Genomic DNA, 25,649 nt, shown 5'->3' with positions numbered 1-25,649 from the left:
GCCACAACAACGCATCGGCCGGCACGCCGAGACTGGCGAGCACGGTCGCATGCGGCGACTGCGGCGGCGCGACGAGCGCGAGGGGCCGCCGGGCACTGACGGTGCGCGCGAGCGCGGGGGCGAGCAGCCGCATCTCGCCGCAGCCCGGCTGCGCGGCCAGCAGTTCGACGAGCCCGCCGACCGGCCAGCCGCCGCCCGGCAACTCGGCCGACAGCGGTGCGAAGCCGGTCTCGATCGTGCGCGGACCGCCGCGCGCGAGCTGCGAGCCGCGCCACAGCGACGGATGAAGGGATTCGGGAGAAATGGAGGATGCGAGCATGACGCCACCCACAACTGTATGGATATACAGTATATGGCAATGCGCTCGCGTCGCACAGCACCGGTGCGAAACCGGTTTTCGTCAGAAGAAAAACGACGGGAAAGCGAGCGCGGCCGTCATGTTACGCCGCGCCGGAGCGGGCGTGGCCGGATCGTGCCGCCCGAACGCGCTCCACCGCCATCCGGCCCGAATCGCCCGGCCGGGCCTGGACGCCAACCCGCGGCCGAACCGGCACGATGCAGCCCCCCGCACCGCACCGGCCCGCCGCCCGTCAGCCGAGCAGCAACGCGTCGTCGTCGAGCTGCTCGTGACGCACCGTCTCGAACATCTGCAGCAGGTCCGGCACGTCGAGCCCCTTGCGCGCGTCGCCCGACACGTCGAGCACGACCTGCCCCTGGTGCAGCATCACCGTGCGGTCGCCGTAGTCGAGCGCCTGCCGCATGCTGTGCGTGACCATCATCGTCGTCAGCTTGCTCTCGGCGACGATGCGCGCGGTCAGCTCCAGCACGAACGCGGCCGTCTTCGGATCGAGCGCGGCCGTGTGCTCGTCGAGCAGCAGGATCCGCGACGGCCGCAGCGACGCCATCAGCAGGCTCACCGCCTGCCGCTGGCCGCCCGACAGCAGCCCGATCCGGTCGGTCAGCCGGTTCTCGAGACCGAGGTTCAGAAGACGCAGCTTGTCGCGGAACAGCTCGCGCGACGGCCGGTCGAGCGCGGCCCGGAAGCCGCGCCGTGCGCCGCGCGCCATCGCGAGCGCCATGTTCTCCTCGATCGTCAGCGCCTCGCAGGTGCCGGCCATCGGATCTTGGAACACGCGCGCGACGAGGTGCGCGCGATCCCACGCGGCCTGGCGCGTGACGTCCGTGCCGTCGATCGAGATGCGTCCCGCATCGACGGCCTGGTCGCCGCTGATCGCATTGAGGAAGGTCGACTTGCCGGCGCCGTTCGAGCCGATCACCGCGACGAACTGGCCGTCGGGAATCTCGAGCGACAGCCCGCGCAGCGCGCGCGTCTCGATCGGCGTGCCGGGATTGAACGTGAGTTTCAGGTCTTGTGCGGACAGCATGTCAGGCCCCTCCGTTCTTGCGCGCGAACAGCTTCTTGCGCGTCGCCGGCAGCACCAGCGCGATCGTGACGAGCGCGGCCGTCACGAGGTTCAGGTCCTGCGCCTTCAGCCCGATGAATTCGCTGTTGAGCGCAAGCGCGATGAAGAAGCGGTAGACGATCGCTCCGAGCACGACGGCGAGCGTCGTCAGCACGAGCCGGCGCGCCGGCAGCAACGTCTCGCCGATGATCACCGCGGCCAGCCCGATCACGATCGTGCCGATCCCCATCGAGATATCCGCGCCGCCCTGCGTCTGCGCGAACAGGGCGCCGGCAAGCGCGACGAGTGCGTTCGACAGCGCCATCCCGGCGAGCGTCGCGCGGCCGGTCGCGATGCCTTGCGCACGCGCCATCCGCGGGTTCGCGCCGGTCGCACGCATCGCGAGGCCGAGCTGCGACGAGAAGAACCAGTCGAGGCCGAGCTTTGCGACCACGACGACGATTGCGAGCAGCGCCGGGCGCAGCACGTAGTCGGGCATCCAGTCGGGCTGCAGCACGGTGAAGACGGTCGGCTCGGTGATGAGCGGCACGTTCGGCCGGCCCATGATCCGCAGGTTCACCGAATAGAGCGCGATCATCATCAGGATACTGGCGAGCAGGTCCATGATCTTCAGGCGCACGTTGAGCCAGCCGGTGATGAAGCCGGCCACCGCGCCCGCGACGATCGCGATGCAGGTCGAGCTGAACGGGTCGTAGCCGGCGGAGATCAGCGTCGCGGCGACGGCGCCGCCGAGCGGAAAGCTGCCGTCGACGGTGAGGTCGGGGAAGTTGAGGATGCGAAACGAGATCAGCACCCCGAGGGCGACGAGGCTGAAGATCAGGCCGATCTCCAGGGCGCCCAGAAACGAGAACAGAGACATGATGGGGAAATCCTGTTGCTTCCCGGCCGGACGTGTACGGCCGGGCGAAGCGAACGGGCGGCCCCGGGTGGGAGCCGCCCGTCCGGCGGTGTCGTTCAGGCCCGGATCGGGCCCGCAAGCGCGGCGGTCGGGCCGCGGCTTACTTGATGACCGTCTTCGCGTCCTTGAGCAGATCCGGCGACAGCGTCACGCCCTGCTTCGCGGCCGCGCCCGTGTTCGCGAACAGTTCGAGGTTGCTGCTCGTTTCCGACGCGATCGCGCCCGGCTTCTCGCCCTTCAGGATGCGCGCGACGACCTTGCCCGTCTGGCGGCCGAGGTCGCCGTAGTTGATGCCGAGCGCCGCGATGCCGCCGCGCTTCACGCTGTCGGTGTCGCCGGCGACGAGCGGGATCTTCGCTTCGTTCGCGACCTTCACGAGCGCTTCGTACGCGGATACGACGTTGTTGTCGGTGTTCGTGTAGATCACGTCGACCTTGCCGATCAGGCTCTTCGCGGCCGGGCCGATGTCGACGGTACGCGGCGCGGCCGCTTCCTTCAGCGTCATCCCCTGCTTCGCGAGAAGCGCCTTCAGCTCCTTCACGACGACGACCGAGTTCGCCTCGCCCGGGTTGTAGACCATGCCGACCGTCTTCGCCGTCGGCACGACACGCTTGATCAGCGCGACCTGGCGATCGAGCGGCAGCTTGTCGGACACGCCGGTCACGTTGGTGCCCGACGGGCCCCAGCCTTTCACGAGCTGCGCGGCGACCGGATCGGTCACGCCCGAATAGACGACCGGCACGCTCTTCGTCGACGCGACCACCGCCTGCGCGGCCGGCGTCGCGATCGCGACGATCACGTCGGGCTGGTCGCCGACGAACTTGCGCGCGATCTGCGCGGCCGTACCCGTGTTGCCCTGCGCGCTCTGGTACTCCCACTTGAGCTTGTCGTCGCCGTAACCTTCCGCCTTCAGTTCGGCGCGCACGCCGTCGCGGATCGCATCGAGCGCCGGGTGGTCGACGATCGACAGCACCTTGACGGTCTGTGCATGCGCGGCGCCTGCCAGCGCGAGTGCGGCGACGCCAGCCGTGATCGAACGGATCGCGAAAGTCTTGAAACGCTTCATGGGTGTGTCTCCCCCGTATTGTGTCGGTTCTGGATGATGGATTCCCGCCGCCGTCAGGCAGGCACTGCCGCACGTGCAACACGGCGGCGGCCGGCCCGCACGCCCCGGGAAGGCGTGCAGCGGCGAACGCACGAGGATACCATTTCCGCAGACCACCACCTGACGCCTCGCTTTCGCGCGACGCACCGGAAGCGGCCTTGGCTGCCCGGCGCCGGGCGGTCGAAGCCGTGCTACTGGTAAGAAAACGTGATCGTGCCGAGTGCTTCCACGATGCCCGGCGTGATCTTCTCGGCCGTCTTGATATATCTCGCTTCGAACGGCACGGGGATCATCGTGTTGGCCGTGGTGGACCGTCCGACCAGCCACTGGTTCGTATTGCCCTTGGCCGACGAGTCCGGGCCAAAACGCAACGGCGTATCGGTACCTTTTTTCAGGATCTGAATCCCGATGCCCGCAGCCTTCGACCCACGGCCAAGGCTCAGTACGTCGCTGGTATTCGCGGGATTCGTCACGTCGCTCAGCGTCGCGTAAATGCTCAGGTTCGCGTCGCACCGCAGATCGAACGAGAATGGCGCCGACCGCGCCGGGGCGACATCGCCGACCACTTTCAGGCTGCCTGAATACAGGCTGGGCAACTGCACCGTTCTGGATGTGCCGGACGTGATCTTGCACGTTCTTGCCGTTACGTTCATGCTCGCCGCGCTCAGCGCCGTCGAAGCCGTGCTGCTCGACACGAAATTCCCCTTGTACTTCACGCGGAAGTTGAAGAGCACCTGCCTTCTGGACGTATAGGAGCCCGTCGCGAGAGGCCCGGCAGCAACATATGTCACCCGTCCATTCAGTATGCTTTTATTTATTGGCGCGACCGGCACCGACGTATCGCCCGCGCCCATCGCAACCCATGCGACTGCCCCCGACGTGGACATCACCTCCAATGCATATCCCACGCCAGGTATTCCGGTTTCGAAGACGGCAGCGACCGCGCCGGTGCTCGTTTTGTATGTCATGTTGGGAATAGGCACCCCGGCCGGACTGATGACGAACTCGTCATACATGCATGAAGCGCCAATATCTGCGATCTCTGCAACAGCCAAGGTTGCAGGCGTGGACGATGGAAACTGAATGCCGACACCCGTTCCGTCCTGCGTCACGCTGAGCGTAGCCGGGAGTGTGGGCGAAATGGTCGGATAACCCATACTCGGCTGACAACCGGCAACGGCATATCCGCACCAGAGCATCGGACACAGCATCAGGAAGCGCACAAACCTCCCCGCCGCTGCGGCGTGCCTCGACGATCGTCGCGTGACGCCATCGGCGCCTGCATTTGTCCACTTCATAAACGTTCCTGTCTGGTTTTGGCCGACTGCCGTCGCGTCGACTTCCGACGAGCCATGAATACGGCCAGCCTGATGGATGGGTAACGAGCGTCACCATGAAATCAAAGCGCCGCCGCGCTCGTCGTCGCCTCGCAAACGCCCTTGAACTGCTCGAAGGCCCGGGCCTTGTTCCGGCCTTGCCGGACCGGCAGGTCGTACGCGATGCGACAGCCCGACGACACATCGTCGCCCCACGTCACCGTGAGCTCGCCCTTGTCCTTCAGCCCGCGGGCAAAGATCCTGCTCGCCTGACCGACGACGCCGAGGCTCTTGCCCGCTTCGTCGCTGACCGCCGCGCCGAACGGCAGCGGCGTGCCGTCCGACCTGCGCGCCTGGATCACGGCCGCGCGCCCGGTGTCGGTGTCGAACTTGAGCAGCGGCACGGCGCCGGCACGCGGCGCGACCTGCTGACTGGTTTCCTTCAATTCGACGTCCATCGAGATCCCTTTCGGGTCAATTTCGACGGTGTTCATGTTGTACGGCGTGAGGTAAGGCACAATCGCATAGCCGCTGCTGTCGACCCGCACGCCGGACGCGTTCGTGACGCGCGCGCCTTCCGCGCCTTTCGCCTCGACGATGCCGAAGGTTTCCGACAGCGGCTGCGACAGCGTGATGCCACCCGGGTGGGCGACTGCCGCACCGCGAATGCCGATCGAACCCTGCTGATAGTTCGAACTGCCGCCGGCGCTGAGATTGAGTTCCGCGAAGCGTGCGCGGTACGTGAGGCTGCCGCTGCCGTCGGTACTCGCGTTGCCCTGCCCGTTCGTGTGGTTCGCGGCGAGGCTGTACGACAGGTCGTTGTCCACGCCGAGCGAGCCCGACAGCATCGACTGCAGCTGCGTACGGCCTTCCGTATCGCGCGACACGTTGCCCGTCAGCATCATCGGGCTGGACTTGCCGAGGGGAATCGACACGCTCGCGTAGTACAGCGTGCTCGCCTGGTTGCCCTGGCCGCGCTGACGGGTCGCCGACAGGCTGTACGACACATTCCTGAACGAGTTGTTGTACCCGACGGAATAGTTGACGTCCGAGCCCGCGCGATTCCAGTAGTTCGATGCCGACGCGGTCACGCTCAGCTGCCCGCCTTTCTCGCCGAGACGCTGACTGACCATCAGCGACGCGCGATTGCGCTGCCGCCCGACGGTATCCACGGAATAGCCGGTGCGGACCGCATCGCGCGCGCTCATCGCGTCGTTGAGGTTGAAATAGCCGTTGGTCGAATAGCGATACGCGGCGATCGACACATCGGTGCCGGTCGGCGCGACGGACTTCGAGTAGCTGACCCGCAGGCTCGAGCCGCTGAAGCGCTTCACACCGGGGATCGACGTGGCGGCCTGCGTGAAGTCGACGCCGAACGCGCCGAATCGCGTATTGAACGCGCCGCCCGCCATCGCCGATGCGTAACCTGCCGCGACCGTGACGCCGCCATAGGCGGTCAACAGATTCGTCAGGCCGCGCTGGTAGGTGACCTGCGCGAACAGCGGATTTCTGGTGTTCTGCTGGCTGCGCAGCGCACCCGCGACGAAGCTGTAGCGCTGGATGCCGGGGCGCAGCGACAGCGGGACCGACGCATAGGGCACGGAGAACGTGTGCACCGCCCCGTCCGCTTCGGTGACGGACACGCGCAGGTCGCCGCCATAGCCGGTCGGATACAGGTCGCTGATTTCGAACGGCCCCGGCGAAACGGTCGTCTCGTACAGCGTCATGCCGTTCTGGCGAATCGTCACCTTGGCGTTCGTGTTCGCGACGCCGCGCACGACCGGCGCATAGCCGCGCAGCGAGTCGGGCAACATCCGGTCGTCGCTCGACAGCCGCACGCCACGGAACTGCGTCGAATCGAACAGCTCGCCGGACGTGAACGTTTCGCCGATCACGAGCTGCGACGACAGCGACGGCAGATCCCGCTGCATGTAGGTTGCAATATCCTGATAGCGGCCGCCGCCGCGCTCGGACCACGCGTACGAACCGTTGTGACGGAAATGCCAGTTGCCGATGTTGACGCCGCCGTTCAGCCCGAGATAGCCCTGTGTGTCCGCGCGGCTGCCCTTGGTCTTCGAGCTGTAGACGTTCAGGTTGTAGTCGAGCATGCCGACGGGCACGCCGTCGCTCCACTGATCGGGGCTGACGTAGCCGCGCGCGCTGCGCAACAACGACGCCTGCGGGATGCTGAGCGTCAGGCGCTGTTCGCTGAAGTCGAACGACGCGCTCGCCTCGGGCACGATCTGGCCGATACGCCGGCATTCGCCCTTGTCCGTGATCGCCGCGACGATTTCCGCAGGCAGCCTGGCGAAGTCGATGCCGATACGGTGCAAGACCTTCTCGTCGAAGCACGGCTGCGCTTCCGGCGTGCCCGGCGCGGCCTTGAATGCGATGTCGTAACGACCGACCCAGTCCTGGCCGACGACGAGGTCGACGCCGTACGTGCCCGGCGCGGTGAAGTTGCCGCGCTCGAAGTGCTTGATGTCGACCGCGCGGCCGTTGCCGTTGTTCACGAAATCCGGATCGAACTGCACCTGCGCGAACTGTGTCTGCGCGAGGTCGACCTGCGCGACCTGCATCGTCATCGAATCGGCAGGCGCGGAATGGCCGGCATCCGCGCGGCCGTCAGCCGACCACGCGGCGAGGCTGGACAGCACCAGCATGCACATCGGCCTGAGCCGCGGCAAGCAGATTGCATCCGGACGAGGATGCCGGATCGGCGAGATCATTCCGCAGGACTCCTATTGGTAGTAAATTGGATTCGAACGCGAGCGCATGGGTGCGGCCGTTCGGCACACGCGGAGGGCGATATCGATTCGGGGGGGACAACCCGACGTCGAGTCGACGCCGGGTTACCGCCGGCTCGGCGCACCTGCGCGAATGCGAATGCCCGCGTCAGACGGCTGGCCGACGGCCCGTGCAGCGTTACCGCATTGCTACGGGCATTTCGTTGTTGGTCGACGCACCCCAGTCATTGATACTGCCGAACCTGACTTTGGCGTCCGCCGTCGGCGGTGCCTTGAGATCCGCAACGGGGAATTCCTGCGTGCCGCCTGGCAGGATGTAGCCGGCACCGGCGTCGTATTGATGCGTGCCCGAACGAAGCTGTACGCTGCCGATATTGACGACGTAAGGCGTCGGGTTGGTCGCCTTCAACGCGTAGCGGCCTTCCGGGCCGCGCGCGATCTGCCAGCGAACCTGCGCCGGCGCGTCGTGTGCCTTGCCCGGCAGATCCTGCGGACGAAACAGAATCTTGATGCGCGTCCGGAACGCGACCTGAAGCTGGTTGTGAGCGTCGCTTGCCGCGGCCTTCGGCGGGATCTCCAGCACGTTGAGCCAGAACAGCGATTCCTTGTCGGCGGGAAGCGGCTCGTTCGTATACATCAACCGCAAGGTTTGCCCCTTGCTCGGCTCCAGGCGGAACATCGCGGGCGTGAGCACGAACGGCGCGTCGATGGTGTCGGGCGATGCGTTCGCGTCGCCCTTGTCGATCCAGGCCTGGACCAACGCCGGCGCCGAACCTTCGTTCGAGAGCTTGATCGTCACCTCGCGCTCGCTGCCCGGGAAGATGACGCGGGTCGCCGAGATCACGACGCTCGCGCCGGCTTGCGAAGCGATCAGGACAGTGGCCAGTGCGATGGTACGGAGCGATTTGATGATGACGTTCATGATGACTCGGACGGTTTTCTAGTCGTTGTGACCGACGGGCGGAAGAGCGGCGGCGTGCGAGACACGCCGCCGGGCCCGCCGGCAGGCGGGCCTTCGTGTGAGCGTGAGGCTTACTGGTAGACGATCGAGTACTGAACCTTCGAGTTCGCCGAACCGCCGACTGCCGCGCCCGTCGCCAGGTACTCGGCGAAGAAGTTCAGCTGGGCGGCACCGTCCGCGCCGATCGAGACGACCTGCGAGTTCTGGTCCGGGGCGTTCGCGCCAACCTTGACCGGGTTCTGCTGGTCGTTCAGGAGCTGAAGCACGACATTCGTCGCCGCGGGTGCCTCGGCCGTGCCCTTGTCGAGCGACAGCTTGCCGTCGGCCGTTACGTTCGTTGCGTTCTCGAACCCGACCTGGACCTTGGTGGGGTTGCCCTTCGACGTTTCGGTATCCACCGCGCAACCCGTCAGCTTAAAACCGAAGGCGGTGCGGCCCGCGACCGCGCCGGCTGCGTTCAGCGCACCCGTGCTGACCGTCGGCATGGCGACTGCCTTGTTGGACGTGGTGCCCGCGGCGGCGCCGTCGATCTTGCAGGTTGCCGCCGTCACGTTGCCGGTGAACGTAATGGTGCCGTCTGCCGCGTGGGCGGCCGACATCAGACCCAGGCCCGCGACGGCCAGAAGCGTCGAAATAACTTTGGTGCTGGTTGCGAGTTTCATTATGTTGATCTCAAAAACGGTTATTGACGATATGAAACGCGCATTCATCATTTCAGGACCTTGCATTTAAATTGACGGGGCGCGGTTCATGTCTCATTATTGTTTTTTCGACGAAGGCTCGCCATATTAGAAAGTACGAGAATGGAATCGAAAATAATAGGACTAGTACTAAAATCTCCCAAAGCAAATCGTACCGCCGCTTTGTTCAGACGTATAACGCAAGCATTCGGCTAGAATTTGTAGCAAGGTGAGGGGTTCCACGATCCGGCATCGTCGAATCGTCGACTGGCCTGGCGCTGGAATGACGAGGAACCGCGCGACGGGAAAATAATCGCCCCCGTCAAACAAATGACGGCGACATGTGAATATATCGCCCGGCCATTCCGAAATATTTTAAATATATGATTTTTATATTGCCTCATCCGGCGCGCGATATTCCACTTCAGTCTTGCTCTCGCGCGGACGAAACGGCCGCGATGAGAATCGGCGCCTCTTGCACGTCGCACCGCCGACAAAAACACGCCCGGCCGGCCAGTGGCCCACGGCGCCATCGGCGCAACGCGTCAGCCGCCCTTGCCGCTTTACGCTATGCTGACCGCCGACCCAGCCACACCACCGGAGGGCACATGAAACGGGGAATCCGTGCGATCGCATGCGCGGCCGTGGTACTGCCGACCGCGGCGTTCGCGCTGACCGACGGCAGTGCGCAATACGACGACTGCATGCTCAATGCGCTGCGCGAAAGCCGCAACGGTGCGGCGGCCCAGCTGATCCAGCGCTCCTGCGACGCGCTGTATCGCAACAACGCGATGCTGCTGCCGCGCGAGCGGCGCTTTCACGAGTGCGTCGTGCAGTCGCTGCCGGGCGTGCGCGACAACTATGCGATCCAGCAGATCATGTCGATCTGCTCACGGCGCGGCGACATGTGAGCCGGCGCTGGACGCGACATACCCTGCGGCGGCCGCTCGGCCGCGCCAATGAAAAAGGGCCTGCGCGATGCAGGCCCTGTTCATTCAACGGTTCGACCGGTATGCGGCGCTCAGAACGACGCGACCATCGAGCCCTTGAACTGCTTCTTGATGAACTCCCTCACTTCCTGCGACTGGTACGCCTTGACCAGCTTCTTCACCCACGGCTGGTCCTTGTCCTTCGCGCGCACGGCGATCAGGTTCGCATACGGGCTCGTCAGCGCTTCAAGCGCGATCGCGTCCTTGGTCGGCTGCAGGTTCGCGGCGAGCGCGTAGTTCGTGTTGATCACGGCAGCGTCGACGTCCGACAGCACGCGCGGCAGTTGCGCGGCGTCGAGTTCGGAGATCTTCAGCTTCTTCGGGTTCTCGGCGATGTCGAGCACCGTCGCGTTGTTGCCGCCCGTGCCGGCGCCCGCCTTCAGCTTGATCACGCCTTGCGTCTGCAGCAGCAGCAGTGCGCGGTTCTCGTTCGACGGATCGTTCGGCACCGCCAGCTTCGCGCCTTGCGGCAGGTCCTTCAGCGCCTTGAACTTCTTCGAGTACACGCCCATCGGCGAGATGTAGGTCAGGCCCGCGCTGACGATCTTGTAGCCGCGCTGCTTCACCTGGCTGTCGAGGTAGGGCTGGTGCTGGAAGCTGTTCGCGTCGAGGTCGCCCGAGTCGAGCGCCGCGTTCGGCTGCACGTAGTCGTTGAACTCGATGACCTTCACGTTCAGGCCTTCCTTCTCCTTCGCGACCTTCTGCACGAGTTGCCACACTTCCGAATCCGGGCCGGCAACCGTGCCGACCTTGATCACCTTGTCTTCGGCGTGTGCGCCTGCCGACAGCGTCAGCGCTGCACCGGTGGCCAGCACGGAAAATACCTTCAGGAGACTGCGACGCTTCATCTGTTTCTCGCTTGCTTACTAAAAATGGGGCGCGATACGGGTATGCCCCGGCTCGCAGGAAGGGGCAAATGGTGTCACAGGATCGGCGGGAAGTGAAATACATCCCGCTCATATGGGTATGCACCGCAGCGGGGCTGGCAGGGGTTGCGCGAATCGGCCGTTAGTTGCGTTTATGCGGGTTGCGCATCAGCCTGAGCGCGTTACGCCACCGCCGCCTGGTCGGCCACCTTCGTGCCCAATGCAGGTTCGACCGCCTGCCCGCCGACCCGGAACGCGCCGACCGCATCGCGCAGCCGCGCGGCCTGTTCCTGCAGCGACGCGGCGGCGGCAGCAGCCTCCTCGACGAGCGCCGCGTTCTGCTGCGTCACCTGGTCCATCTGCGTGACCGCGCGCCCGACCTGCGTGATGCCGCTCGCCTGCTCTTCGGACGCGGCCGCGATCTCGCCCATGATGTCGGTCACGCGTGCGACGGCCTGCAGGATCTCGCCCATCGTCGTGCCGGCCTGGCCGACCAGCGTCGACCCGTTGCGCACGCGCTCGACCGAGTCGACGATCAGCTCGCGGATCTCCTTCGCGGCCGTCGCGCTGCGCTGCGCGAGCGAACGCACTTCGCCCGCGACCACCGCGAACCCGCGGCCCTGCTCGCCCGCACGCGCGGCTTCGACCGCCGCGTTCAGCGCAAGGATGTTGGTCTGGAACGCAATGCCCTCGATCACGCCGATGATGTCGGCGATCTTGCGCGAACTGTCGTCGATCTCGCCCATCGTGCCGATCACGCGGTTCACGACGTCGCTCCCCGTGCGCGCGATCTCCGATGCGTTGTTCGCGAGCCCGCTCGCCTGCCGCGCATTGTCGGCGTTCTGCTTCACGGTCGCGGTCAGTTGCTCCATGCTCGCGGCGGTTTCTTCCAGCGACGCGGCCTGCTCCTCGGTGCGCTGCGACAGGTCGTCGTTGCCGGCCGAGATCTGGCGGCTCGCCGACGCGATCGAGCCGGCCGACTGGCGAATCCCGCCAATCGTCGCCTGCAGCCGTGCCTGCATGTCGTGCATCGCGGCCATCATGCTCGTACGGTCGCCCGCGCGCACGGGCACCGGCTGCGTCAGGTCGCCCTGCGCGATGCGCGTCGCGAGCGCGGCCGCTTCGTCCGGCTCGCCGCCGAGGCTGCTGCGCACGTTGCGGATGATCACCAGCATCGCCGCGCTGATCACGAAGCCGATCACGAACACGACCAGGAGGTGGCCGAGCAGCGTCTGGTAATAGAGGGTGTCGATGTCCTTCAGGAAGATGCCGCTCGAGATGTTCCAGTCCCACGGCGTAAAGCGCGTGACGTAGCTGATCTTCGGCACGGCGGTCTCGCTGTGCGGCAGGCGCCCGCGATACTCGGCAAAGCCGCTGCCGGTTTCCTTCGCCGCGTTCAGGATCGTGACGAACAGCGGCTTGCCGTCCGGGTCGAGATAGTCGCCGACCTGCGTGCCGACCAGCTTCGGCAGCGTCGGATGCATCAGCACGACCGGCTTCGAGTCCATCACGAACACGTAGCCCGAATCGCCGTAGCGCATCGCGGCCAGGCTCGCGAGCGCGTCGCGCTTCGCGTCGGCCTCGGGCAGCGTGCCGCTCTGCGCGAGCGCGTGATAGGCCTTCACGATGCCGGCCGCCGAATCGACGAGATTCGCGATGCCCGTCTTGCGTTCGGCGAGCATCGTCGCGCGCGTCTCGTACGCGCTCCATGCGCCGACGCCCAGGAGACCGATCCATACCAGCGCAAGCGCGAGCCACAGCTTGCGGTTCAAACTCATTCTGCTCATCTGCGTGCCTTTGTCGATGTCGATGCGCACGCTGCGCGCGAACGGCCTGCCACGCGCAAACGCTTGTCCATCTAATTACGGCACCGAGGCTTACAACTTGAATACGAGGGGGCGCCGCGAACCGGCGATCGGTATGCCGCCCGCCCCCCCGCACCGCGACCGCCGGCGCGACAGTCCACATCCGCTGTGCTAAAAAGACCGGCTGGCCGGCACACAAAGCGCCGGCGCCATTCCGAGGGCCATCCATGTACGTCATCGACATCCACTACACCGCATCGCTCGAACGCATCGACGACGCGCTCGAACGCCATCGCGCCTTTCTGCAGCCGCAGTTCGACAAGGGCATCTTCATCGCGGCGGGGCCGAAGGTGCCGCGTGAAGGCGGCGTGATCCTCGCGGCCCGCATCGATCGCGACGAGCTGGACGCGATCCTGAAGACCGATCCGTTCGTCACCGAGGGGCTCGCCACGTATCGCGTGACGGAATTCCGGATCACGCGTGCCGCATCCGGCTTCAACGTGCCGGCGCTGCCGTAACACGACACCTGCGCGACATCGGCGCGATACGCGCGCAGCCCGGCACGCCGCCCGACAGGCGGTGCATGCGAACAACGAAGCGAGAGGGAAAGCGTGACGGCGCGTGGCGGCCGTCACGTGATCGCCGGGCCGGGCGCCCGGCGGCTGCCGGTCAGTCGACCAGCAGCTTCAGGTCGTGGACCCACGGGGCGGGACCCTGGCCGTCGCGCACGAACAGGCGCAGCTTGCCGTCGCGGTCGAACACGTAGCTCGCGGCGGTGTGATCCATCGTGTAGCTGCCGGGCGCCTTGCCGGACACCTTCGCGTAGTACACGCGGAAATCCTTCGTGACCTTCTTCAGTGCCGCTTCGTCGGCCGGCCGCAACCCGATGAACGACGGATCGAACGCGGGCACGTACTGGCCGAGCAGCGCCGGCGTGTCGCGCTCCGGATCGACGGTGACGAACAGCACCTGCACGCGCTTCGCGGCATCGGGCCCGAGCTGCTTCAGCGCTTCGGACAGCTCGGCCATCGTCGTCGGGCACACGTCCGGACAGTGCGTATAGCCGAAGAACATCACGACAGCCTTGCCCTTGAAGTCGGCGAGCGTGCGCACCTTGCCGGCCGTATCGGGCAGCGAGAAGTCGCTGCCGAACTGCGTGTTGCCGGTGATGTCGAGATTCTGGAATTTCGGCGCGTTGTCGCATCCGGCGAGCAGCAGCGCTGCCGTGAATGCGCATGCGAGCATCCAGCCTTGGCGCGCGCGGCGCCCGAACCGTGATTGGAGCATTGCGTTCAAACCGTGCGGTTATACGCCGAGCAGCGGGCGTGCATAGTGATCGACGAGCAGCGCGGCGAACAGCAGCGACAGGTAGACGATCGAGTAGCGGAAGGCCTTGCGGGCGAGTTCGTCCGAATAGTCGCGATGGATCTTCCACGCATACCCGAGGAACACCGCGCCGAGCAGCACCGCGCTCGTCAGGTAGACGGCCCCGCTCATCCCGGAGATGAACGGCATCAGCGTGACCGCGAACAGGATGACCGTGTACAGCAGGATGTGCAGCCGCGTGAACTTCTCGCCGTGCGTGACGGGCAGCATCGGCAGCCCCGCGTTCTCGTAATCCTTGCGGCGATAGAGTGCGAGCACCCAGAAATGCGGCGGCGTCCACACGAAGATGATCAGCACGAGGATCCACGCGTCGCCCGGCACCGCGCCGGTGACCGCGGCCCAGCCGAGCGCCGGCGGCATCGCGCCCGATGCGCCGCCGATCACGATGTTCTGCGGCGTCATCGGCTTGAGCAGCAGCGTGTAGATCACCGCGTAGCCGACGAAGGTGGCGATCGTCAGCCACATCGTCAGCGGGTTCGTGAACGTATAGAGCGTCCATGCGCCGACGCTGCCGAGCACGGCGGAGAACAGCAGGATCTGCGGGGTCGTGATCTCGCCGCGCGCGGACGGGCGCCATGCGGTACGGCGCATCATCGCGTCGATCTTCTGTTCGACGAGGCAGTTGATCGCGAACGCGGCGCCGGCCAGCAGCCAGATGCCGATCGTGCCGCCGATCAACACATGCCACGGCACCATGCCCGGCGTCGCGAGGAACATGCCGATCACCGCGCAGAACACCGCGAGCTGCGTGACACGCGGCTTCGTCAGCGCCATGTACTGCGAAAACCGGCTACCGGGCGATTGGGAAAGGGTGCTTTGCATGGGGGCGGTCACGCCGGGGCGGCGTCGCGCGCAGGCTGCGCGACACGGCCGGGGCGGCTTGAAAGGATGCGAAAGTTTAACATGACGACGAGCAGCAGCAGGATCGCGGCCCCGCCGTTGTGCGCGACGGCGACCGGCAGCGGCCACTGCAGCACGATGTTGGTCAGGCCCGTCACGAACTGCAGCAGGACGACCAGCAGCACGCCGTTCGCGGGCCGCCGCAGCGATTCGAAGCGGCGCATCTTCAGCGCGAACGCGACCAGGTACGCGACCACGACGAACGCGAACGTGCGGTGCGTCCAGTGGATCGCGACCAGCGCGTCCTGCGTGATCGCGTCGCCGTCCTTCGTCATCCCGAGCGCACGCCAGAGGTGGAAGCCGTGCTGGAAGTCCATCGGCGGGATCCACTGGCCGTTGCAGGTCGGGAAGTCGGTGCACGCGAGCACCGCGTAGTTGGTGCTCACCCAGCCGCCGAGCGCGATCTGCACGACCAGCAGCACGAGCGCCGCGAGCGCGGCCGCGCGATAGCGGCCGGCTTCCGGATCGTACGACGGCAGCGGCGTCTGCCGCGCCGCGAGCCAGCCGAGCGTGCCGAGCAGCATGAGGCCGAGCAGCAGGTGGATCGTGACGATCACCGGCTGCAGCTTCATCGTGACCGTCCACGCGCCGAACGCACCCTGCACGAGGATCAGCAGCAGCAGGCTGGTCGGCCACCACGGCGACACGTGCAGCGGGCGGCGGCGCAGCCGTGCGGACCACGCGATCACGACCTGCGCGATGATCAGCACGCCGATCGCCATCGCGAAATAACGGTGGATCATCTCGATCCACGCCTTCGTCATGCTGACGGGGCCGGTCGGCATGGCCTGGTGCGCGGCCGTGATCGCGGCGTGCGCGATGAACGGCGACGACGTGCCGTAGCAGCCGGGCCAGTCGGGGCAGCCGAGCCCCGAATCGGTCAGCCGCGTGAAGCCGCCGAACATCACCAGGTCGAGCGTCAGGAAGGTGGTGATCCACACCAGCTTGCGAAACTTGTTGTCGTCGGCCTTCACCCACACGTACGACAGCGGCAGCAGCGCGATGCAGAAGCCGATCAGGCCGAGTTGCAGTAGATACGACATCGGTTCATTGCCTCTCGTCTTGCCTTAGCCGATGCTCGACCACTTCAGCAGCTTCGTCACGTCCGACTTGATCTTGCTGGGGTTCGGATCCTTCGGGAAGCGCATCATCAGGTTGCCGTTCGGATCGACCATGTAGATGTGGTCGCTGTCCTTCGTGCCCGCGTCGGCCGGCAGCCACGCGGCCACCGCGGCCGGGTCGGCGACGAGACGGCGCGTCTCGGGATACGCATCCAGCACCTTCTGCGGCGTCGCGCCCGCATCGCTGCGCAGCCACACCATCGTGAGCCGGTGCCGCTCGCCCGCCTGCGTGACGCGGATCTGGCGCATGAAATAGAGCTTCTTCGCGCAGGCGTCGTCGCACGCGCTGCTGTCGGTCATCACGAACAGCCACACGCCGCGCAGCGACGACAGCGGCACGGTCTTGCCGGTTTCGTCGGTCACCTGCAGATCCGCGGGGATCGGACGCTGCGGCTCGATCAGCGTGCCGTAGTTGGTCGAGCCGCCCTTCGGCTTGATCACGTAATAGGTGAAGTACGACGCGATGATCGGTGCGGCGCACACGAGACCCAGCAGCACGAGCATCCAGCGGCCGCGCTTGCGGGCCGCCTGCGACATCGGCGCGGCGGCCGGACCCTGACGGGAAGATTGCATGGACAAATCAGACCTCTCGAAACGAACCCGCGGCGCCGGCGCCGCGTCCTGGCATGGCGCTCACGCGCCGGCCGACTTCTTCGCCGCACGCCGCGCGGCGTACAGGCCGAAGCCGAGCGCGGCCGCCGCCATCGCCCACCACTGAAACATGTAACCGTAATTGCGCTCGACGCCGGTCGTCGCCGCCGGCCAGTCGCGCACGAGCTTGTCGCCGTCGTCGCTCGTCTGCTGGATCACGAACGGCTGCAGCGGCAGCCCCGTTTCCTTCGCATACGCGGCGACGTCCAGGTTCTGCCGGATCTTCTGGTGCGCCGCCGACCCGCCTTCGCCGAGTTCGAACGCACGCGACGCGTCGGCGCGCGCGATGCCCACGATCTCGACGTCGCCGGCGGGCGTCGCGAACGGCTCGATCGCCGTGCGATCGGCGATATTGCGCGGCAGCCAGCCGCGGTTCACGAGCACGACGCCGCCGTCCGTGAGTTTAAACGGCATCACGACGTAAAAACCCGGCTGGTCGTTATACGGCCGATTGTCGAGGAACACGGCTTGATCGGCCAGGAAACGGCCCGTCGCACGCACGCGATGGAACTCGATCGACGCGAGCGGAATCGGCTGCGCGCCGACGTCGACGGGCGCCGCCTGCTCGTAGCGCTCGATGCTCGCCTGCAGCGCTTCCTTCTGGTGCGCGCGGTCGCGCTGCCAGAAACCGAGACGGATCGTGACCGCGACGACGACGAGGATCAGCAGCGCAGGCAGCCAGCGAATCTTCATCATGCGGCCCGCCCGGCACGGGCTGACAAGCGAAGTGCGATAATTATCCCCTTCCTTTCGAATTGCCGTCGTCCGGTTCGTGTCATGCACATACTCGTTCCCATCGCCTTCGTCCTCATCATTGCCAGCATGGGCTCGGCGCTCTACTTCATGATGCACGACCGCGGCCACACGAAACGCATGGTCTGGTCGCTCGCCACCCGCGTCGGGCTGTCGGTGTCGCTGTTCCTGCTCATCCTGATCGCGAACGGGATGGGCTGGATCCATTCGACCGGCCTGCTGATCGAGCGTTGATCGATTTGCCGCCGCGGCCGCTGTGACATTTCGCCGCACGGCCACGGCACCAAGCAAAAGCGCCGCCTGACTGAGTCGCGGCGGCGCCCGGGTGGTGAAGGCCGGCAGCCACGCTGCCCGGCCGACCCAATGAAAACGGCCCGCGCATTGCTGCGCGGGCCGTTGTTCCATTTACAGCCAGTAGACGACGACGTACAGGCCGAGCCAGACGACGTCGACGAAGTGCCAGTACCACGCGGCGCCTTCGAATGCGAAATGGTGATCGGGCTTGAAGTGGCCGCGAATCATCCGCACCAGTACCACCGCGAGCATCGTGCCGCCGAGGAACACGTGGAAACCGTGGAAGCCCGTCAGCAGGAAGAACGTCGAACCGTACACGCCCGAGTTCAGCGTCAGGTTCAGTTCGTTGTACGCGTGGTAGTACTCGAAGCCCTGCAGGAACAGGAAGCAGATACCGAACGCGAGCGTCGCGGCCAGCCATGCGATCGCCTTCTTGCGATGATCGTCACGCAGCGCGTGGTGCGAGATCGTCAGCGTCACGCCCGACGACAGCAGGAATGCGGTGTTCAGCGTCGGGATCGGCCACGGGCCCATCGTCTTGAAGTGACCGGCGAGCGCGGCGGGGCCTTCGTTCGGCCACACGGCGGAGAAATCCGGCCAGATCAGCTTGTAGTCGAGGCTGCCGAGCTGGTGCAGCGCGATTTCACGGGCATAGAACAGCGCCCCGAAGAACGCGCCGAAGAACATGACTTCCGAGAAGATGAACCAGCTCATGCTCCAGCGGTACGACTTGTCGACGTTCTTGCCGTAGTGACCGCCTTCCGATTCGGCAATCGCGTCGCCGAACCAGTGATACAGCGTGAAGAGCAACCAAAGCAGGCCGAGCAGCGCCGTAAACGGCGCCCAGTCGTGACCGTTGATCCACAGCGCTGTCGATCCGAGCATGATCAGCAGGCCGATGGCCGCGCTGATCGGATGCTGCGACGGATGCGGCACGAAATAGTACGGGGTCTGGTTTTGACCGCTCATGCTTGATTCTCCACTTCAGTCCAATTTGTGTACCGGAAACCGCTCCGGCTTTATTTCTTGCGCGGCGTGACCACCGCCGCTCCTTCCTGCACGCGGCGCCGTGGCGCCGCGCACTGCATTCTTTCGTGGTCGCGGGCTTCAGCCCACGACGGCCCGCACGATCAGGATCAGCACGCCGATGAACACACCGGCCGCCAGCAGCGCCACGATCAGCACGTGCAGCGGATTCAGCTGCGTCGCGTCGGCCTCCAGGTCGCGCCGCTTGCGCACCCCGAAGAACGACCACAGCACCGCTTTCAGCGCCTGGCCGAACGACCCGCCCCGCTTGCCCTCCGTCATCGCCCCGCCTCCGTCGTCATGCATCCGGCTTCGCCGCGCCCTGCGCCGCGGTCTTGCCCGGCGCGGGCGCCGGTGTGGCCGGCGTATTCAGCTCGAAGAACGTGTACGACAGCGTGATCGTCTTCACGTCCTTCGGCAGTTTCGGATCGATCACGAACACCACCGGCATCTTGCGCGATTCGTTCGCGGCCAGCGTCTGCTGCGTAAAGCAAAAGCACTCGATCTTCTTGAAGAACTCCGTCGCCTGCTTCGGCGCGTAGCTCGGAATCGCCTGTGCAACGACCGGCCGGCCCTGCCCGTTCGTCACGTCGTACACGATCGTCGTCAGCTCACCCGGATGCACGTCGAGACTGTTGTGCTCCGGCTTGAAACCGAGCGGCCCGCGTGCGTTCGCATCGAACTCGACCGACACCGTGCGGCTGGTGTCGACCTGCGAGTTCTTCACCTCGCGCTCGCTGACATCGCGCTGCACCAGGTTGTTGATGCCGGTGATCTGGCAGATCGCCCGATACATCGGGATCAGCGCGAAGCCGAAACCGAACATCAGCCCGGCCACGACGAAGAGCTTCACCAGCATCGAACGATTGAACGCCCGATCGACGGCGCCCTCTTCCGGCTTCGACATACGACAACTTCCTCGCTACTGCGTCTGTTGCTGCATCAGTGAGTGGACAGCCACCACTGCTTGATCACGACACCCACAAAAAAAACGGCGGCGATGACGAGCAGGGTGAAGCCGAGCCGCTTGTTGCCCGCGCGGATCTGCTCGGGCGTTCGTCTTTGTTGTGGATTCCGGTTCATCTGAAACTTCGCTGAAATTCCAACTCCGCGCCCGCCGCGCCTGCCTGCGCGGCAGGCAGCGGCGGAGCGCACTGTGAAACTTACTCGACGTGCGGCGGTTGCTCGAACGTGTGGAAGGGAGCCGGGCTCGGCACCGTCCACTCGAGGCCCGTCGCGCCATCCCACGGCTTGTCCGACGCCTTTTCCAGCTCGCCGCCGCCACGGTAGGCCGGCAGCGCGACCGCGAACAGGAAGTACACCTGTGCGAGGCCGAAACCGAATGCGCCGATCGTCGCCACCTGGTTGAAGTCCGTGAACTGCGCCGGGTAGTCCGCATAGCGACGCGGCATGCCTGCGAGACCGACGAAGTGCATCGGGAAGAACGTCAGGTTGAAGAAGATCATCGACGCCCAGAAGTGGATCTTGCCGCGCGTCTCGTTGTACATCCAGCCCGTCCACTTCGGCGCCCAGTAATACCAGCCCGAGAACAGCGCGAACAATGAGCCGGCCACCAGCACGTAGTGGAAGTGCGCCACCACGAAGTAGGTGCCGTGATACTGGATGTCGAGCGGCGCCATCGCGAGCATCAGGCCCGTCAGGCCGCCGAACGTGAACACGAACAGGAAGCCGATCGCGAACAGCATCGGGGTTTCGAACGTCATCGAGCCGCGCCACATCGTCGCGAGCCAGTTGAACACCTTCACGCCCGTCGGCACCGCGATCAGCATCGTCGCGTACATGAAGAACAGCTGGCCGGTGACCGGCATGCCCGTTGCGAACATGTGGTGCGCCCAGACCATGAACGACAGGATCGCGATCGAAGCCGTCGCGTACACCATCGAGCTATAACCGAACAGCGTCTTGCGTGCGAACGCCGGGATCACCTGCGACACGATCCCGAACGCCGGCAGAATCATGATGTACACCTCGGGGTGGCCGAAGAACCAGAAGATGTGCTGGTACATCACCGGGTCGCCGCCGCCTGCCGCGTTGAAGAACGACGTGCCGAAGTGGCGGTCGAACAGCACCATCGTGATCGCGCCTGCCAGAACCGGCATCACGGCGATCAGCAGGTACGCGGTGATCAGCCACGTCCACGCGAACATCGGCATCTTCATCAGCGTCATGCCCGGTGCGCGCATGTTCAGGATCGTCACGACGATGTTGATCCCGCCCATGATCGACGACGCACCCATGATGTGCACCGCGAAGATCGCGAAGTCCATGCCCGGGCCCATCTGCGTCGACAGCGGCGCGTACAACGTCCAGCCGGCAGCCGTCGCGCCGCCCGGCGCGAAGAACGAACCGACCAGCAGCACGGCCGCGACCGGCAGCAGCCAGAAGCTGAAGTTGTTCATCCGCGCGAACGCCATGTCGGACGCGCCGATCTGCAGCGGAATCATCCAGTTCGCGAAGCCGACGAACGCCGGCATGATCGCGCCGAACACCATGATCAGGCCGTGCATCGTCGTGAGTTCGTTGAAGAACTCCGGACGCATGATCTGCAGGCCGGGCGTGAACAGCTCGGCCCGGATGGCGAGCGCCATCACGCCGCCCGACAGGAACATGATGAACGAGAACAACAGGTACAGCGTACCGATGTCCTTGTGGTTGGTGGCGAACAGCCAGCGCCGCCAGCCGTGCGGCATTTCGTGCGCGTGGTCGTCGTGCGCGTGGTCCGCGGCTACGTCGTGCCCGATGCTAGACATGAGAATCTCCTAATGCGAATACGTCGACTAACTCAGCGACACGTCAAGCCGCCGGGCCGATCTCGACACGCCGGGCTTCCTTCGCGTCCGCCCCGCCCGTGATCGTTTCCGGCTTTTTGAGAATAATGTGGTCTTCCGCCACGCCTGCTGCCTTCAGCGCGTCGCGCACGGCTTGTGCACGATGCTTCGCCAGTTCGGCGTTCGCGTCGGCCGAGCCCGTCTTGTCGGTAAAGCCCGACAGCGCGAGCTTCGCGTCCGGATGTGCCTTCGCATAGTCGGCCGCGGCGGCGATCGCCGCTTTCGCGTCGGCCGGCAGCACGCTCTTGCCCGTCTCGAAGTAGATCGTCGACAGGGCAGCCGATGCCGACGCTGCCGCCGGCTGCTCGGCAGCGCCCGATGCGGCTTGCGCCGGCGCCGAAGCCGCTTCGGCCGGTGCGGCTGCCGCTGCGCCCGCCGCGTCTTCCGGCATCTTGCCGTTACGCGCGTCGGCCACTTGCTTCGGCTGCAGCAGGTCGTTCTTGTGGTTGCCCCACGAATTGCGTTCGTACGTGACGACCGAGGCGATGTCGAGATCCGACAGCGACGCCCACGACGGCATCGCGCCCTTGCCGTGCAGCACGCGCTCGACGTGGCCGGCGATCGGGCCGTTCACGATCGGGCTGCCGTCCATGGCCGGGAATGCGCCGAGGCCCTTGCCGCTCACCTGGTGGCAGGCCGCGCAGTTCGCCTTGTAGACTTCCTCGCCGTGCGCGACGAGTTCGGCCATCGTGTAGACCTTGTTCGGATCGACTGCGGCGCTGGCCAGCTTGGCCTTCTGCGCGGTGACCCACTTCGCGTAGTCGTCATCCGACAGGACTTCGACCACGACCGGCATGTACGCGTGTTCCTTGCCGCACAGCTCGGTACAGAAACCGCGGAACGTACCGACCTTGTCGGCCTTGAACCACGTGTCGCGCACGAAGCCGGGGATCGCATCCTGCTTCACGCCGAACGCGGGCACGTACCACGAGTGGACGACGTCGTTCGCGGTCGTGATGATGCGGATCTTCTTGTTGACCGGCACGACGAGCGGGTTGTCGACTTCCTGCAGATAGGTGTCGGTGATCGGCTTCTTGCCCATCACTTCGTCGCGCGGGGTGCTGAGCGTCGACAGGAAGCCGATGCCCTCGCCCGGGCCCTTCACGTAGTCGTAGCCCCACTTCCACTGGTAGCCGGTGACCTTGATCGTGAGATCGGCGTTCGTCGTGTCCTTCATCGCGACGACGGCCTTCGTCGCCGGCAGCGCCATCAGCACGACGATGACGAACGGCACGATCGTCCAGATGATCTCGACGGTCGTGCTTTCATGGAAATTGGCGGCCTTGTGGCCTTTGGATTTGCGGTGCGCGAAGATCGAATAGAACATCACGCCGAACACGCCGACGAAGATCACCGTACACAGGATCAGCATCATCGTGTGGAGATCGTAGAGCTCCTCGGCGATCTTCGTGACCGGCGGCTGAAAGTTGATCTCGTTGACGCGGGGGCCGCCCGGGCTATCACCGACCGCCAGGGCGGCACCGGCAAAGAGCAATCCGCTGCATGCCAGCACGCCCGTGAGGGCTCGCTTGATTGTTTTCATAGCATCCTTACCCAAAATTTCCATTCAAACCCTCCCCCGTCGCAAGCCGCCGGCCGGTATCCGGCTGGTGCCCTGCCTCGTCAGCCGCAGCGCCTGAGCGATACGCGCAGTTCGTCGGTGAACTGCGCACGCTTGTGCTGCGCGAGATGCTGCCCGATTACGACGGTCTGCCCGCGCGATACCAGCCGAATCGGATCGCGTGGCGTCGCACCCGGCTCGACCCGCACCCAGCGCGGGTTGAATTCGATCTGCGTGAGCCGCTCCGCATCCATCCGCTCGATCACGAGCCGGTGCGGATACAGCCTGATGCGCTCGTAATCGACCGCATGGCGAGCATAGATCGCAAATGCGACACCTACCGCCAGCAACTCGATTCCGGTGAAGGGCATGACGAGCCAAGCCCCCTGCCACATCAGCAATGTCGCGATCACCAGCGAGAAGCCCGCGAGCGACACGTAAAACAGCACGAACTGGCGCGGCGACGCCGAACAGTTGCGTTTCATCAGCCAGTCTTCGAGAACCGGCTCGCCGTTCGTCGTCTCCGCCAAAACCCTCGCTGCTTCCATCGCCGCCTCACGCGAATGGCATGCGATGCATGCCTGCATCGGACTCGTCGCCCCGTATTGCGGGGACCCCGGGACGACAAGCTGACGCATTATAGGCGGGTTCAATGGCATCCACAAGCAAGCGACTATCGGCCCGCGAGCCAAGCGCGACAAGCTTTCCGGCCATTTCAGGCGCCAATTCGACCCCGCTTTGCGCCGCTAATTTCAGACATAACAAAACCCCTCTTTACCGCTTTACCGATTCTTCGGACGCCCCTTTCCGATGTCCTCGATGCGCACGATCCCGTGCCCTTCGGCGGTCGTGCGCGGCACGGCCTTCCACGCGTGGCCGTAGATCACTTCGAACGTCAGCGGAATCGTGCCGTCCGCGCGCCGGCGCGCCTCCAGCGCGTCGCCGAGCGCCGCGCGAAAGCGCCGCGTCGCGCGCTGCGGCGCCGCGCGGTCGAACGGATAGGCGCCCCAGCGGCGCACGTCGGCCAGCAGGGAGTCGGGGGTCTTGTAGGTGACGGTCAGCACTTCCTGATCCATCACGGGAATCTCGAAGCCGCTCTCGACGAGCATGTCGCCGAGGTCGTGCATGTCGACGAAATCGATCACGCGCGCGGCGGGCGGCGCCATGCCGAGCGCCGCTTCGGCGTCCGCGCAGGCCGCGCGCAGTTCGCGCAGCGTGTCGGGGCCGAGCGTGCTGAACATCAGCAGCCCGTTCACGCGCAGCACGCGCTGCCATTCGGGCAGCACCGCGTCCGGGCGCGAATGCCAGTGGAGGGCGAGATTCGACCAGATCAGGTCGAACGCGCCGCCGGGGAACGGCAGCGCGGCGAAATCGGCCTGCGCGACACGCGGGCCGCGCTGGCCCAGCGCGCGGCCGAGCGAAGCCGGCAGCCAGCGGCGCCAGTTCGTCTGCTCGACCTCGCGCTGCCCTGCTCGCGCGAGCATCGCGCCGGACAGGTCGACGCCGAATACGGGCGCCTCCGGAAAGCGTGCACGCAGCGCCGGCAGGTCGTCGCCCGGGCCGCAGCCCGCGTCCAGCACGGCTGCGGGGCTCACCTTGATGTATTCGAGGCGCTCGTTCATCCGCTGCGCGATCTCGCGCGGCAGGAACGCGACCGCATCGAACGTGGCGGCACGGCGGTCGAAGATCCGCCGCAGGCGCCTTGCGTCATTGGCCGGACGGCCGGTTGAAGTCGAAGCTGGGGACATGTCGGGCACACTGGCGAAGAGCCCGAAGTATACTCGCTCGCCCCGCAGGCTTCATTGAGGCGGGGTGGCAGGAGTGTTGCGATGATCCGCCGTTCCACCCGACACACGATGCGCGTCGCTTTGTCGCAGGTTCGCGTGCTGGCAACGCGCGTCGCCGCGGTCGCGCTGCCGAATCGCTGCGCACTGTGCGGCAATTTGTCACACGCCATGATTTGCGGCGCCTGCGACGCCGCGTACTGGAACGAAGCGCGGCTGCGCTGCGACGTCTGCGCGCTGCCGCTGGGCATCGGGCCATCGCGTTCGCCCTCGGTCCGCGGTGCTCGCACCGGCGCCGGCCGCTCAGCCGCGTACCGTTGCGACGCGTGCCGCACGGCGCCGCCGCCATTCGACGCGACGCTCGCGCTGGCGGATTATCGTGCGCCGCTCGACGGGCTCGCACGCCGCCTGAAGTTTCACCGGCAACTCGCGCTCGGCGCCGAATTCGCGGCACGGCTCGCGCGCTTGATCGACGATACGCCCGGCGCCAGCGGCTTCGACCTGGTGGCGCCGGTGCCGCTGTCGCACCGGCA

Annotated in this window: 25 protein-coding genes and 2 pseudogenes; 4 read left to right on the top strand and 23 right to left on the bottom strand. The window is 65.8% G+C overall.

Annotated features, from left to right (window positions below; translation table 11 throughout):
* From G3N64_RS30765 to G3N64_RS30730, 8 genes and pseudogenes are all read right to left on the bottom strand, one after another.
* Nucleotides 1-319 (bottom strand): annotated as a pseudogene (locus G3N64_RS30765) (recombinase RecA); the annotation flags it as partial.
* 271 nt (nucleotides 320-590) lie between these two features.
* Complete coding sequence (locus tag G3N64_RS30760; protein WP_205787544.1) at nucleotides 591-1,385, bottom strand: ABC transporter ATP-binding protein; 795 nt, start codon at nucleotides 1,383-1,385, stop codon at nucleotides 591-593.
* A 1-nt stretch (nucleotide 1,386) separates the two neighbouring features.
* Nucleotides 1,387-2,283 carry an ABC transporter permease gene (locus G3N64_RS30755; protein WP_021163152.1) on the bottom strand — a complete coding sequence of 299 codons (897 nt, stop codon included), beginning with the start codon at nucleotides 2,281-2,283 and terminating at the stop codon, nucleotides 1,387-1,389.
* 139 nt (nucleotides 2,284-2,422) lie between these two features.
* Nucleotides 2,423-3,388 (bottom strand): ABC transporter substrate-binding protein, encoded by a 966-nt coding sequence (locus G3N64_RS30750; protein WP_205787543.1) that lies wholly within the window; start codon nucleotides 3,386-3,388, stop codon nucleotides 2,423-2,425.
* Nucleotides 3,389-3,618: 230 nt separating this feature from the next.
* Nucleotides 3,619-4,725: a fimbrial protein gene (locus G3N64_RS30745; RefSeq protein ID WP_205787542.1), complete on the bottom strand. Its 1,107-nt coding sequence runs from the start codon at nucleotides 4,723-4,725 to the stop codon at nucleotides 3,619-3,621.
* A 101-nt stretch (nucleotides 4,726-4,826) separates the two neighbouring features.
* On the bottom strand, nucleotides 4,827-7,472 hold the full coding sequence (locus G3N64_RS30740) for a fimbria/pilus outer membrane usher protein (RefSeq protein ID WP_205787541.1): 2,646 nt from the start codon (nucleotides 7,470-7,472) through the stop codon (nucleotides 4,827-4,829).
* Between the two features lie 196 nt (nucleotides 7,473-7,668).
* Entirely contained in the window at nucleotides 7,669-8,412 is a 744-nt protein-coding gene (locus G3N64_RS30735) for a fimbria/pilus periplasmic chaperone (RefSeq protein WP_205787540.1), read from the bottom strand.
* Between the two features lie 110 nt (nucleotides 8,413-8,522).
* Nucleotides 8,523-9,113: a fimbrial protein gene (locus tag G3N64_RS30730; protein WP_205787539.1), complete on the bottom strand. Its 591-nt coding sequence runs from the start codon at nucleotides 9,111-9,113 to the stop codon at nucleotides 8,523-8,525.
* A gap of 626 nt (nucleotides 9,114-9,739) precedes the next feature.
* Between G3N64_RS30730 and G3N64_RS30725 the strand changes: the two genes are divergently transcribed.
* Entirely contained in the window at nucleotides 9,740-10,042 is a 303-nt protein-coding gene (locus G3N64_RS30725; protein WP_205787538.1) for a VF_A0006 family four-cysteine protein, read from the top strand.
* Between the two features lie 110 nt (nucleotides 10,043-10,152).
* Here G3N64_RS30725 and G3N64_RS30720 read toward each other — a convergent pair whose 3' ends face one another.
* Nucleotides 10,153-10,968, bottom strand: coding sequence for a MetQ/NlpA family ABC transporter substrate-binding protein (locus G3N64_RS30720; protein WP_205787536.1), 816 nt, complete (start codon nucleotides 10,966-10,968; stop codon nucleotides 10,153-10,155).
* Between the two features lie 200 nt (nucleotides 10,969-11,168).
* Nucleotides 11,169-12,773, bottom strand: a complete 1,605-nt coding sequence (locus G3N64_RS30715; RefSeq protein ID WP_205787534.1) for a methyl-accepting chemotaxis protein — start codon at nucleotides 12,771-12,773, stop codon at nucleotides 11,169-11,171.
* Between the two features lie 245 nt (nucleotides 12,774-13,018).
* On the opposite strand from G3N64_RS30715, the gene G3N64_RS30710 reads away from it, so the two are divergent.
* Nucleotides 13,019-13,309: a YciI family protein gene (locus tag G3N64_RS30710; RefSeq protein WP_039346187.1), complete on the top strand. Its 291-nt coding sequence runs from the start codon at nucleotides 13,019-13,021 to the stop codon at nucleotides 13,307-13,309.
* Nucleotides 13,310-13,460: 151 nt separating this feature from the next.
* Here the strand turns inward: G3N64_RS30710 and G3N64_RS30705 are convergent, their stop codons facing one another.
* From G3N64_RS30705 to G3N64_RS30685, 5 genes are read right to left on the bottom strand one after another with little or no spacing between them, the layout of a single operon-like run.
* Nucleotides 13,461-14,078 carry an SCO family protein gene (locus G3N64_RS30705; protein WP_205787532.1) on the bottom strand — a complete coding sequence of 206 codons (618 nt, stop codon included), beginning with the start codon at nucleotides 14,076-14,078 and terminating at the stop codon, nucleotides 13,461-13,463.
* An 18-nt stretch (nucleotides 14,079-14,096) separates the two neighbouring features.
* Nucleotides 14,097-14,999, bottom strand: coding sequence for a heme o synthase (cyoE, locus tag G3N64_RS30700; protein WP_205787530.1), 903 nt, complete (start codon nucleotides 14,997-14,999; stop codon nucleotides 14,097-14,099).
* Nucleotides 15,000-15,007: 8 nt separating this feature from the next.
* On the bottom strand, nucleotides 15,008-16,120 hold the full coding sequence (locus tag G3N64_RS30695; RefSeq protein WP_205787529.1) for a COX15/CtaA family protein: 1,113 nt from the start codon (nucleotides 16,118-16,120) through the stop codon (nucleotides 15,008-15,010).
* Nucleotides 16,121-16,144: 24 nt separating this feature from the next.
* Nucleotides 16,145-16,771, bottom strand: a complete 627-nt coding sequence (locus G3N64_RS30690; protein WP_205787528.1) for a cytochrome C oxidase subunit I — start codon at nucleotides 16,769-16,771, stop codon at nucleotides 16,145-16,147.
* Nucleotides 16,772-16,831: 60 nt separating this feature from the next.
* On the bottom strand, nucleotides 16,832-17,542 hold the full coding sequence (locus G3N64_RS30685) for an SURF1 family protein (RefSeq protein ID WP_241021289.1): 711 nt from the start codon (nucleotides 17,540-17,542) through the stop codon (nucleotides 16,832-16,834).
* 84 nt (nucleotides 17,543-17,626) lie between these two features.
* On the opposite strand from G3N64_RS30685, the gene G3N64_RS30680 reads away from it, so the two are divergent.
* Nucleotides 17,627-17,836: a twin transmembrane helix small protein gene (locus G3N64_RS30680; protein ID WP_205787526.1), complete on the top strand. Its 210-nt coding sequence runs from the start codon at nucleotides 17,627-17,629 to the stop codon at nucleotides 17,834-17,836.
* Between the two features lie 171 nt (nucleotides 17,837-18,007).
* Here the strand turns inward: G3N64_RS30680 and G3N64_RS30675 are convergent, their stop codons facing one another.
* From G3N64_RS30675 to G3N64_RS30640, 8 genes are all read right to left on the bottom strand, one after another.
* The gene (locus G3N64_RS30675) at nucleotides 18,008-18,865 is read right to left on the bottom strand and encodes a cytochrome c oxidase subunit 3 (RefSeq protein ID WP_205787525.1); all 858 of its coding nucleotides are present in this window, start codon (nucleotides 18,863-18,865) and stop codon (nucleotides 18,008-18,010) included.
* 138 nt (nucleotides 18,866-19,003) lie between these two features.
* A complete protein-coding gene (locus G3N64_RS30670; RefSeq protein WP_085042138.1) occupies nucleotides 19,004-19,204 on the bottom strand; it encodes a DUF2970 domain-containing protein in 201 nt (66 codons plus the stop codon).
* 16 nt (nucleotides 19,205-19,220) lie between these two features.
* The gene (locus G3N64_RS30665) at nucleotides 19,221-19,829 is read right to left on the bottom strand and encodes a cytochrome c oxidase assembly protein (RefSeq protein ID WP_011353276.1); all 609 of its coding nucleotides are present in this window, start codon (nucleotides 19,827-19,829) and stop codon (nucleotides 19,221-19,223) included.
* A gap of 35 nt (nucleotides 19,830-19,864) precedes the next feature.
* Nucleotides 19,865-20,005, bottom strand: coding sequence for a cytochrome oxidase small assembly protein (locus G3N64_RS30660; protein WP_205787524.1), 141 nt, complete (start codon nucleotides 20,003-20,005; stop codon nucleotides 19,865-19,867).
* An 80-nt stretch (nucleotides 20,006-20,085) separates the two neighbouring features.
* Nucleotides 20,086-21,693: a cytochrome c oxidase subunit I gene (gene ctaD, locus G3N64_RS30655; protein ID WP_205787522.1), complete on the bottom strand. Its 1,608-nt coding sequence runs from the start codon at nucleotides 21,691-21,693 to the stop codon at nucleotides 20,086-20,088.
* 43 nt (nucleotides 21,694-21,736) lie between these two features.
* Nucleotides 21,737-23,338 carry a cytochrome c oxidase subunit II gene (gene coxB / locus G3N64_RS30650; RefSeq protein ID WP_205787520.1) on the bottom strand — a complete coding sequence of 534 codons (1,602 nt, stop codon included), beginning with the start codon at nucleotides 23,336-23,338 and terminating at the stop codon, nucleotides 21,737-21,739.
* Nucleotides 23,339-23,394: 56 nt separating this feature from the next.
* Nucleotides 23,395-23,919, bottom strand: a complete 525-nt coding sequence (locus tag G3N64_RS30645; protein ID WP_205787545.1) for a DUF2244 domain-containing protein — start codon at nucleotides 23,917-23,919, stop codon at nucleotides 23,395-23,397.
* A gap of 195 nt (nucleotides 23,920-24,114) precedes the next feature.
* A complete protein-coding gene (locus tag G3N64_RS30640) occupies nucleotides 24,115-25,080 on the bottom strand; it encodes a methyltransferase domain-containing protein (RefSeq protein ID WP_205787518.1) in 966 nt (321 codons plus the stop codon).
* Nucleotides 25,081-25,161: 81 nt separating this feature from the next.
* Between G3N64_RS30640 and G3N64_RS30635 the strand changes: the two are divergent.
* Nucleotides 25,162-25,649: pseudogene (locus G3N64_RS30635) on the top strand (ComF family protein); the annotation flags it as partial.

The organism is Burkholderia sp. Ac-20344 (assembly GCF_017104975.1).
GTDB lineage: Bacteria > Pseudomonadota > Gammaproteobacteria > Burkholderiales > Burkholderiaceae > Burkholderia.
Note: the sequence above shows the minus strand (reverse complement) of the source record. Positions and strands in the feature narration are given on the sequence as shown.